The following is a 10,485-nucleotide window of genomic DNA, read 5'->3' on the forward strand; positions in this document are numbered from 1 at the left end:
AAAATACCCCTAAATTATATAGATTAGTAGTATAATATAATTTAATTAGCAATGTATAGAAGGGAGGAAAAACTGCTACTAACTAATATTTTAATTAAGCAGCAGTTATTTTAAATGACGGAAAAATACAGTAAATTATTTAAAACTATAATAAAAGCCTACTATGAAGGTAATTTTGATGAAAAAATAAATGAAATTCTTTCGGAAGATACTATAAACAAGGAGGAACTTTGTAACGCTATTTCATCCCTTTGTGGAACTGATATACATTATAATGAAAATTTTATATCTGATTTAAAAGATTCTATAAATTCGTATAGTTCCAATCACAAAGTAGTAACTAAAGTTAAATCCTGTTCACTTAGTTGTATGGATAAAAGCGGTAAAACGCTATGTCAAAAATCATGTCCTTTTGATGCAATTATGATTGACAAAAATAAAAATACTACAGTTATAGATGACGAAAAATGTGCTGATTGTGGTATTTGTATAGATGTATGTCCAAAAGGCGGTATAATGGATAAAGTAGAATTTATTCCTCTTGCCAATATATTAAAAAAGAATGTCCCTGTAATAGCAGCCGTTGCTCCAGCTATAGTAGGACAATTTGGTTCGGAAGTCAAACTTGGTCAGCTCAGATCAGCTTTTAAAAAATTAGGATTTACCGACATGGTGGAAGTAGCTTTTTTCGCAGATATGCTGACTTTAAAAGAAGCCATTGAATTTAATCATTATGTAAAAAATCAGAATGATCTTATGATAACTTCCTGCTGCTGTCCTATGTGGGTTGGTATGCTAAAAAAAATTTATAACGATCTAGTAAAATATGTTTCACCCTCAGTTTCACCTATGATAGCTGCCGGAAGAATACTAAAAAAATTAAATAAAGATTGTAAAGTAGTATTTGTCGGACCATGTATAGCTAAAAAAGCAGAGGCAAAAAACAAAGGCATAGAAGGGAATATAGATTTTGTACTCACTTTCCAGGAATTAAAGGATATATTTGAATCCCTCAATATAAACCCTTCGGTTCTAAAAGACGATGAATCTTCAGAATATGCTTCAAAAGGTGGAAGATTATATGCCCGTACTGGTGGAGTATCTATAGCAGTAAGTGATGTAGTAGAAAGAATTTTTCCAGAAAAACATAATCTCTTAAAAGCCGTTCAAGCAAACGGAATTAAAGAATGCAAGGATATACTTTCTAAAGCGCAAAATGGTGAAATAGATTCCAATTTTATAGAAGGCATGGGCTGTATCGGAGGATGTGTAGGTGGACCTAAATCTATAATCAAAAAAGAAGATGGCAAGAAATTTGTAGATGACTTTGCTAAAAATTCTGATATAAAAGTTTCAATAGATAGCCTTTGCATGAACAATATATTAGATAAAATAGGAATTCATTCTATAAAAGACTTTGAAGATAAAGATAAAATAAATATATTTGAGAGAGACTTTTAATACTTAACAGTCTTATAAAATCTAATTGAGGACAAAATAATGAATACAAATACAGAAGCAATTTGTAATATACTCAATAACGTTAAAGGGGCTATCTTTGATTTGGATGGTACTTTAATTGATTCTATGGGAATGTGGGATGATATCGACAGAGAATATTTGAAGAAAAAGAATCTACCGTTTCCATTAAATCTAAAAACTGAAATAGAACATTTGAATTTTGAAGAAACTGCAGATTATTTTAAAACTAAATTTAACATAGAAGATAGCCTTGATGTTATAGAAAAAGATTGGTATGATATGGCTTATTATAAATATTCACGCAATATAATGGTAAAACCTTATGTTAAAAATTTTTTAGAACTTTTAAAATTAAAAAATATAAAAATTGCTCTAGCTACAAGTAATTATAGAGAAATATCTGAAATTGCTCTTAAAAAGAACAATATATATGATCTTTTCGATATAATCACTGTAACTCAGGATGTAAGTCGTGGAAAAGATTTTCCTGACTTATATCTACTGGCTTCTAAAAAAATTAATGTAATTCCTGAAAAATGCGTAGTATTTGAGGATTCTCTTCCTGCTATTAAATCCGCAAAATCTGCTAATATGTCAGTGATAGCTATAAAAGATCCTTATTGCCCTCATCCATTTGATGAATTATTAACTTACGCAGATGCAGGTATTGTAAGTTTTCATCAATTAATTGACAAGCTATAATTTAATTATATCGTATATCTCTTTCATCTTTTTATGGATTAATGAATATAATTTAATTAGTATAATTTCTAGGAGAGAATTATGTTAATATTTCTGTTTTTTATACTAATTGCTATTTCATTTATTTATTTTTATAAACTCACAGATAAAATCTCAGCTCAAAGAAAACAAATTTTACTTTTAAAATATGAAAATACGAAGTTAAAAAATAAATTAAAACAAATGAATTAATAATTTGAGTATAGAAACTTTAAAGAGCTATCTCATCGTTTCTATACTCAGATACTATATCATGATTTTCATTTCCTCTTATAATTAATTCCTTGATAAATATTCTTTTCTTCTAGTGTACTGTCTATTTTATTTAGTATTTCCCATTTTTTTAAACTCCATTTTGGTTCAATAAGCATATCTCTTGGTGCATCTCCTGTAAGTCTATGTATGACAATATTAGGATTAATATTTGCTATAGACTCACATATTAAATCTATATATTCTTCTTCAGTCATAAATTTCAGCTTGTCTAATTTGTATAATCCAACTAAAGGGGTATGTTTCATCAAGTGAAGCAAATGAAGTTTTATCCCCTGTATATCCATATTTGAAACATATTTTACTGTATTTATCATGTCATGTCTATCCTCACCCGGCAGACCAAATATAACATGTACAACTACATCTATATTTCTATTTCTTAAGTCCATAACTGCTTTTTCAAAAGTTTTCAGTTTATAACCTCTATTTATTATAGATGCAGTTTTTTCATTTGAAGTCTGAAGTCCAAGTTCCACCCAAGTATACAATCTTTCATTAAAATTACCGATTAAATCCAGTACATTCTCTCCAAGACAATCCGGTCTCGTAGCTATAGCTAATCCTACAACTTCATCTTCACTTATTGCTTCTTCATATTTTTTCTTGAGGACAGAAATTGGTGCATATGTATTAGTATATGCCTGAAAATACGCAATATATTTACCGTTTTTCCACTTTTTACTCATCATTTGTTTTATATCTTGAAATTGATGATGTATTGAAAATCTTCTATTGCCTGCAAAATCTCCTGATCCTCTTTCACTGCAAAATATACATCCTCCTGTCCCTATAGTACCATCTCTATTAGGGCAAGAAAATCCTGCATCTAACGATATCTTAAATACTTTACATCCGAATTTATTTCTCAGATAATAATTTAAACTATTATATCTTTTACTTCCCCAGACCAAAAGTTCACTTCCTTCCAGCAAAACTACTCAAAGTAATTATATCACATTCTAACAGCTTTAAAGTCCTTAAGATTTAGCTGCCATTTACCTACAATATTTGATAGTGAATTATTTTTCTTATCTTTTGCCAATACATCAAAACTTAGTGTATCCTCATCAAAAGAAGAAAATACAACGTTCACCTTGTCTAAAGGAAAATTATCCTCAAACTTATATTTAGCCATATCTCCACCATCTACCTTATACAATCTGATGCAGCCTCCAATGTCCTTAGTCTTATACTGAACAGCTAAAAATTTTTCATCCTTTGAAAATTCTAGAAAATTCACATTAACATCTTTTAGAATATCCATAGAAGTTATCTCTTTTCCAATAGGTTTTTCCAATTCTTCTTTATTTTTAGTTTCTCCACCACCTGTATCTTGACTATCAGATCCACTTCCAGATTCTTGGCCCTGTGTAACTAATGATTCATCTATTTTTATTACACCAATATAACAATTCTTGTCATAAGTTGTAACTGCAAGCAATTTTCCGCCATAGGAAAAATTCATAAATCCAAAGTTATGTCTTGGAACAGGCACTTTTTCTATATTTGCTTTGTCATCTTTTGAAAATACATAACTTGGAACAGCCTTAAGTGCCATGACTAAATTTACATCTGCTGTATCTTTAGTTTTCATTTTTATTGCACTTTTATATATAAAAGCTTCTTTTTGAACCACATTATTAGTTTCCTCTACCTTATAATTATTATTTTCTTTTATTATCTTAATCGAGTATTCATCCAAACTTGCAAATGCCTTTTCTGTATCTGATCTTGAAACATTTATTTTAAAAACTCCCGATTCTCCAACTTGAACAATGTCCTGTATGCTATATCCAAATATATTTAATTTATTATTTTCATTTTTTATAGGGGTTTTTGTCATACTTTTTGAATATAATTTTCTAATATTTACCATGTCGCCTTTTATTAAATAATCCATATATATATTAGCTACATTTGTAGCTGCTTTCATATCAAAAGTATCTTTTGTTTGTTGAGAATTACTTTTAGTATTATTTTCACACCCTACTAAAAGTCCACAAATTATAAATATAAAAAGTAAAAACTTGATTATATTATTTTTTTTCATATGTTTTCACCTCTTTTTCAATTTTAAAAACAATTTCTATATCATAATTTGTATTTTTCCCTTAAATAAAAATTTAATTTATAATACATTATTTTAATTTAACTTTATATATTTATACAAGGAGTTATTTTTTAATATAAATATAGGAGGAATTATTTCTTGGAAAAATTATTATGTTCTCTTAAAATAGCTTTTGTTTTTATAGGAACCGTAGTAGGTGCAGGTTTAGCTTCAGGACAAGAAATAACGCAATTTTTTAGTATATATGGTTATAAAAGTTTTTTTGGTATACTAATATGCCTTGTCATATACATATCAATGAGTTTTTTTATAATAAATACAAGTTTAAAATATAAATTAAATTCCTATGACGGATTTATATCAATAGTAAGTCCTGGAATGTTTGGAACTATAATAAATTCAATTACAACATTCTTCCTAATTGGAAGTTCTGCCATAATACTCTCTGGTAGTGGTGCCCTAATTCACCAATATTTCAAAGTATCCAGATGGATTGGAATAATAATTATGATATTTATAGCTGTATTTGTACTTTTAAAGGGAACTGAAGGTTTAATAAAAATAAATTCAATTATAGTTCCATCTCTTATAGTAATCATAGTTGCAATATTCATACTATATATAACCTTCTACAAACAAATTAATTTATCAGAGATAAAATCCGTCACTGCCATAAAAAGCAACTGGATTCTTTCGGCTTTTATATATGGCGGCTTTAATATAATATGCTGCAGCGGTGTATTGGTCCCTCTATCCAAAGAAATTAAAGACAAACATTGTTTACTAGCCGGAACTATACTTGGCTCTCTGGGACTTACTTTGCTGGTTGTTATAATAAATTTTTTGTTAATCTTGAATATACCCTACATATTTAAGTATGAAATACCTCTATTATATATAGCTAATAGATTTGGAAAATTAGTACAATTATTGTTATTGCTTATAATCTGGTTGGAAATGCTTTCAACTGAAATATCAAATATATACAGTGTAGGAAAGAATTTTGAAGAAATATTTAACCTGTCTTATAAAAGAGCTGTAATCTTAATAATTCTGATTACAATACCTGTATCCTGTATAGGTTTTATAAAATTAATATCATTTTTGTATCCTGCTTTTGGAGTAATAAGTCTTATATTTATATTGCAATGTTTAATTTTCCGCATAAAAAACAAACATTAAAGTTAATGTAAAATGTAATATTCATATGTTATACTAAATCTGGATTAATTATTAATTAACATAAATTGAGGTGCTTTAAATGTTAGATATTTTAAAATGTTGTAAATTATGCCCAAGAAATTGCGGTATTAATAGACTAAATAATGAACTTGGTTTTTGTAAGGCCAGCGAAAAAATTAAAATAGCCAAAGTATCCCTTCATAAATGGGAAGAGCCATGTATATCCGGTACCAGAGGTTCAGGTACTATATTTTTTTCAAACTGCAATTTAAAATGTGTATTTTGCCAGAATTATAAAATAAGTTCTGAAAATTTTGGTAAACATATTACTATAAAAAGATTAAGTGAAATATTTTTAGAACAACAAAAAAGAGGTGCCCATAATATAAATTTAGTAACCCCTTCCCATTATATACCTGAAATAAAACAAGCATTATATATTGCAAAATCAAATGGATTATCTCTGCCTATATTATTCAACACAAACAGTTATGCTAATTTAGAAGCTATAAAATCACTCAATGGTTATATAGATGTATATCTCCCTGATCTTAAATATTTTAACGATAAATATGCTATAAAATACTCAAGTGCACCAAATTACTTTAAATTTGCATCTAGAAATATAAAAGAAATGATAAATCAAGTAGGTAAAGTTACTTTAGATAAAAATGGCATTATAAAAAAAGGCGTAATAATAAGGCATTTAATGCTCCCTGGACTATTATTCGATTCAAAAAAAATAATGGACTATATTGCAAGCAACTTTTCTGATTCTGTATATATAAGTCTTATGAATCAATACACTCCAATGTATGGTGCTTCTAAATTTAAAGAATTAAACAAATGTCTGAATCCAAAACATTATGAAAAAATGATTGATTATTGTATTTCAATAGGCCTTGTCAATGGATTTTTTCAGGATTCAGGTACTTCTTCTAAAAACTTTATACCTGACTTCAACTTAAGTGGTGTATAAATCCTTATAAATAAAAAATCTAGCTGCAAGTATTTTACTAAACCTGCAGCTAGGCTGAATTTTTATCAAATTTTATATTTTTCAAGGTCTTTCTTAAAAGATTCTGTTAACTTTTTAAAGTCACCTATATGTTCTACAAGCTTTCCTATTTCATTTGTATAACTATCTACATTAGCACTTACTTCCTCAGATGATGCAGAGTTTTCTTCTGCAATAGCAACTAAAGATTGTATATTTTCATAAATACCTTCGATGGAATCTGCTTGCTTAGTAAGTTCATTTACAGTTTTTATCATAGATGATGATACTGTGCCAACTGAAGTAGTAGCCTCGTAACTAATCTGCCTAACATCTTCAAGGTTTTTGCTTTCACCTTGAAGTACTCCAAATTGTGATTCTATTCTATTTACAAGATTCTTTATTTCTTCTACAAATTTAATAAGGTTTGAATTAATTTCTTCTACTGCATTTTGAGATTGTTCAGCTAATTTTCTTATTTCCTCCGCAACAACAGCAAAGCCTTTACCTTGTTCTCCTGCACGGGCAGCTTCTATAGACGCATTCAACGCCAACAAATTAGTTTGCTCTGAAATATCTGAAACTATAGAAACTATATTTGTAATATCTCCCGCTTTTGTTTGAAGCTGTACACCTTTATCCTTAACCTCCTGAAATTGCTGAAGTGTCTTTAATATATTTTTGCTTGTACTATTTACGTTCTCATAGCTGTTATTTATTTTGCCTATCGCTTTTTCCAATTCTTGCTTATTGATATTTTCATTGTTTACTATATCTTTGAGATTAGTCAAATTGTCATTTAGTACAGAAGCTACATTTCCCGTATTTTGTGATTGACTTTCAGCAGAATTTGCAACCTGTTCCACTACTCCTGATATATCATCTGAAGTATTACTCATGGATTCAGTTATCTTATTTATATTATTAACAAATGTATTCATTTCATCTGTAACGCCCTTAAATCCAACAAAATCTGCCCTAACTGTTTTCTTATGCTGTTTTAAAAGTTTATATATATCTTCAAATAAATCATTTGTTTCAATATCACCATTTTCCAGATAACTATTTTTGTTTAATCTCGAGATATTATCCATTATGATAGCTTTTGGCCTCATGAGTAAAGAACCGGATATATATGATCCTATAAAAACTATTAATGAAATTATCAAGTTCTTAAATATATTATTTAATCCAAACAATGGCATTGTTATTATAATTGATAATATAAAGTTAAAGATTCCAATTTTTGCACCTATATTTTTTATAAATCCAAGTGAAAGCAATTTATTAAATGCATATACTTTTTTATAGTATATATCTTTTTCAAAAGTAAACTTAAGCTTTATAGACGTATCAGTTTTCTCAATCTTATCTACTGATAATTTTTCATTAAAAAACTTTGCACTTCCCTCTATCATTCCCATAAGGTAGTCGAACATAGCCCTTTTAGATTTATATTCAAAAATAGCAGTTCTATTTGATATTGGTTCTATAACTACAAGTGGAGGTTTCGCCCCTGGAAACTTTTTAGTCATAGCCACATGAACATCAAACATAGATTTAAAAAACGAATAAAGATTCTCATGTTTAAAAAACGCTGGATAATCCTTGTGAAATTCGTTTATATTATCTAATCCTATCTCTTTCCATACCATATTAGTTGGATTATTGCTTGACTTTGATATATCTTCAATTACATTCTTTACTTCAGCATCATTAACATCTTCAGCAGGTGAAAATACTTTAGATGAACCCCATCCAACTGAGTCCATAGCCTTATCTACAATTTCATCTCCATATAATTTTCTACATGTCTTCATCCACGTAGCAATAACAGTACCCTTCATATGTTTACCCCCCTTACACATATATAAATACATTATATACCATTATTGTATCTTTTACAAAGCTATACAATAATGGTATATTATAAATCAGTTTATAAATTTATTTCAAGTTTATCCAATTGCACAATAGGCTTTAAATTTGTTGTCTCAATAGTTTCAGTTCTTAAACTTCCACCATTGCTCACAAGCAAAACCTTACTACTATCAAGCCTCTTAACTTGCCTTATAGCTCTTATTCCTTTATATTCAACCAACATTATAGCGTTATTTTGAATTTCTTGAGTCAAATGTCCAAAAGCCAGGTCACCTTTTGCCATCCTAAAACCACTCATATCATCTTCCTGTATTTTTATGTACACAACTTTGTCCTTAGAATATCCATATATTTTATTATTAATGACAGGTAACCTTTTAAAGTCCTCAGGCTTATTTAAGCTATAATCATATATAGGTACATTTTTAAGTACATCAGAAAAAGCATCTGTCCACACTTCATTTACTGTTTTTGTTATTGGTACAGCTTTATATTCTTTTCTATTTTCTTCCTTGTATATCTGTTCTTCAAAAGACCTACTTATATCATTCATTTCTTTTCCTAAAATTTTCGATATTCTATCAATCAAGCCCTGGTTAGCTATTTTTTTTCCTGTTTCAACTTCATTTATAAAGCTTTCAGAAACTCCTAATTTTTTTGCAAGCTGTTTTTGACTCAATTTTTTCATCTGTCTTGCACTTTTTATTTTATCACCTATTCTGCTCATATAAATCATACCTCCTGAATGTGATCATTTTATGCTTAAAAGCTTATAACTTAAATCTATTATTTTCTTTGTATCTAATGAATTAAATATCCTTACTGTTCCTTTTTCATCTCCAGGTTTTTTAATCATATCATATTTTAAAAGTTGTCTTTTAAGCTGATTTACCGTTCCTGAACTGCCATCTATTATAAATGGATCTTTACCCATCTCTCCAACTACTTTTATTAATGCTTTTTTTACAAATGGATAATGTGTACATCCTAAAACAATTGATGCTATTTCCGTTTCAATCAAGCATGAATATCTTTCTTTTAAGTAACCTTCAACCTCTGGTCCTTCTACTATACCACTTTCTATAAGTTCTACTAATCCAGGACATGGCATAGGCACAATATTATCATTATAATTGTACTTTTTCATAAGATTATTGAATTTACTTTCCGAAAGAGTTACAGGAGTTGCCATTATTATAATTTTTCCATTTTTTTTATTCTTAACTGCTGGCTTTAATGCCGGTTCTATACCTATGATAGGCATACTTTTGGCATACTGCTTTCTTAAATCTTCTATAGATACACTAGTAGCCGTATTACATGCAACTACCAATGCCTTAATATTTTTATTTATTAAAATCTTTACAGCATTAAAAGTAAGTTCTTTTACCTTATCTGAAGTCCTTATTCCATAAGGAGCATTAAGAGAATCTCCATAATACACAAAGTCCTCATGTGGAAGTATTTTAACTGCCTGTTTTAAAACACTTAATCCCCCAACGCCAGAGTCAAAAAATCCAATAGGCCTATCTTTTAAGTCCATTCTACCACCTCATCATGCTCATCTAAATGAATTCAATTTGTATACCTTAATTTTATTATATAATATAGGACTAAAGTATACAAATTATTAACTCATTGCTATTGACATATGAAGATAATAATTATAAAATCAGAAATATAAAAATTATAAAAGATTTAACGTTCGTTTATTCATAATAAAGAGTATTTTTACTCTTTATTTATTTTAATAGGAGGAGTTTTATGTCAAAAGATTTGATTTACTCAATACCAAAAGAAAAACATTCAGAAAAAGATTTAAGGGAACTTTTAACCGCCCATCCTGAAATAAAGT

Annotated in this window: 9 protein-coding genes; 4 read left to right on the top strand and 5 right to left on the bottom strand. The window is 28.5% G+C overall.

Features of this window, described 5'->3' with window-relative positions; genetic code table 11:
- The first annotated feature begins 114 nt into the window (after positions 1-114).
- On the top strand, positions 115-1,461 hold the full coding sequence (locus tag J2Z42_RS12950; protein ID WP_209703192.1) for a [Fe-Fe] hydrogenase large subunit C-terminal domain-containing protein: 1,347 nt from the start codon (positions 115-117) through the stop codon (positions 1,459-1,461).
- A gap of 39 nt (positions 1,462-1,500) precedes the next feature.
- Positions 1,501-2,184, top strand: a complete 684-nt coding sequence (locus J2Z42_RS12955) for an HAD family hydrolase (protein WP_245331626.1) — start codon at positions 1,501-1,503, stop codon at positions 2,182-2,184.
- A 299-nt stretch (positions 2,185-2,483) separates the two neighbouring features.
- On the opposite strand, the gene mnmL is transcribed toward J2Z42_RS12955, so the two are convergent.
- The gene (mnmL, locus tag J2Z42_RS12960) at positions 2,484-3,410 is read right to left on the bottom strand and encodes a tRNA modification radical SAM protein MnmL/YtqA (protein WP_209703193.1); all 927 of its coding nucleotides are present in this window, start codon (positions 3,408-3,410) and stop codon (positions 2,484-2,486) included.
- Positions 3,411-3,451: 41 nt separating this feature from the next.
- A complete protein-coding gene (locus J2Z42_RS12965) occupies positions 3,452-4,549 on the bottom strand; it encodes a hypothetical protein (protein WP_245331627.1) in 1,098 nt (365 codons plus the stop codon).
- Positions 4,550-4,708: 159 nt separating this feature from the next.
- On the opposite strand from J2Z42_RS12965, the gene J2Z42_RS12970 reads away from it, so the two are divergent.
- Positions 4,709-5,752, top strand: coding sequence for a YkvI family membrane protein (locus J2Z42_RS12970; protein ID WP_209703194.1), 1,044 nt, complete (start codon positions 4,709-4,711; stop codon positions 5,750-5,752).
- A gap of 79 nt (positions 5,753-5,831) precedes the next feature.
- The gene (locus tag J2Z42_RS12975) at positions 5,832-6,731 is read left to right on the top strand and encodes a radical SAM protein (RefSeq protein WP_209703195.1); all 900 of its coding nucleotides are present in this window, start codon (positions 5,832-5,834) and stop codon (positions 6,729-6,731) included.
- 65 nt (positions 6,732-6,796) lie between these two features.
- Here J2Z42_RS12975 and J2Z42_RS12980 read toward each other — a convergent pair whose 3' ends face one another.
- The 3 genes from J2Z42_RS12980 to murI all read right to left on the bottom strand — a co-directional run bounded on the left by J2Z42_RS12980 (position 6,797) and on the right by murI (position 10,173).
- Positions 6,797-8,596 (bottom strand): heme NO-binding domain-containing protein, encoded by a 1,800-nt coding sequence (locus J2Z42_RS12980; protein ID WP_209703196.1) that lies wholly within the window; start codon positions 8,594-8,596, stop codon positions 6,797-6,799.
- A gap of 92 nt (positions 8,597-8,688) precedes the next feature.
- Entirely contained in the window at positions 8,689-9,357 is a 669-nt protein-coding gene (locus J2Z42_RS12985; RefSeq protein ID WP_209703197.1) for a helix-turn-helix domain-containing protein, read from the bottom strand.
- A 24-nt stretch (positions 9,358-9,381) separates the two neighbouring features.
- Entirely contained in the window at positions 9,382-10,173 is a 792-nt protein-coding gene (gene murI, locus J2Z42_RS12990) for a glutamate racemase (RefSeq protein WP_209703198.1), read from the bottom strand.
- Between the last annotated feature and the right edge of the window lie 312 nt (positions 10,174-10,485).

The organism is Clostridium algifaecis, from assembly GCF_017874415.1.
Classification (GTDB): domain Bacteria; phylum Bacillota; class Clostridia; order Clostridiales; family Clostridiaceae; genus Clostridium_B; species Clostridium_B algifaecis.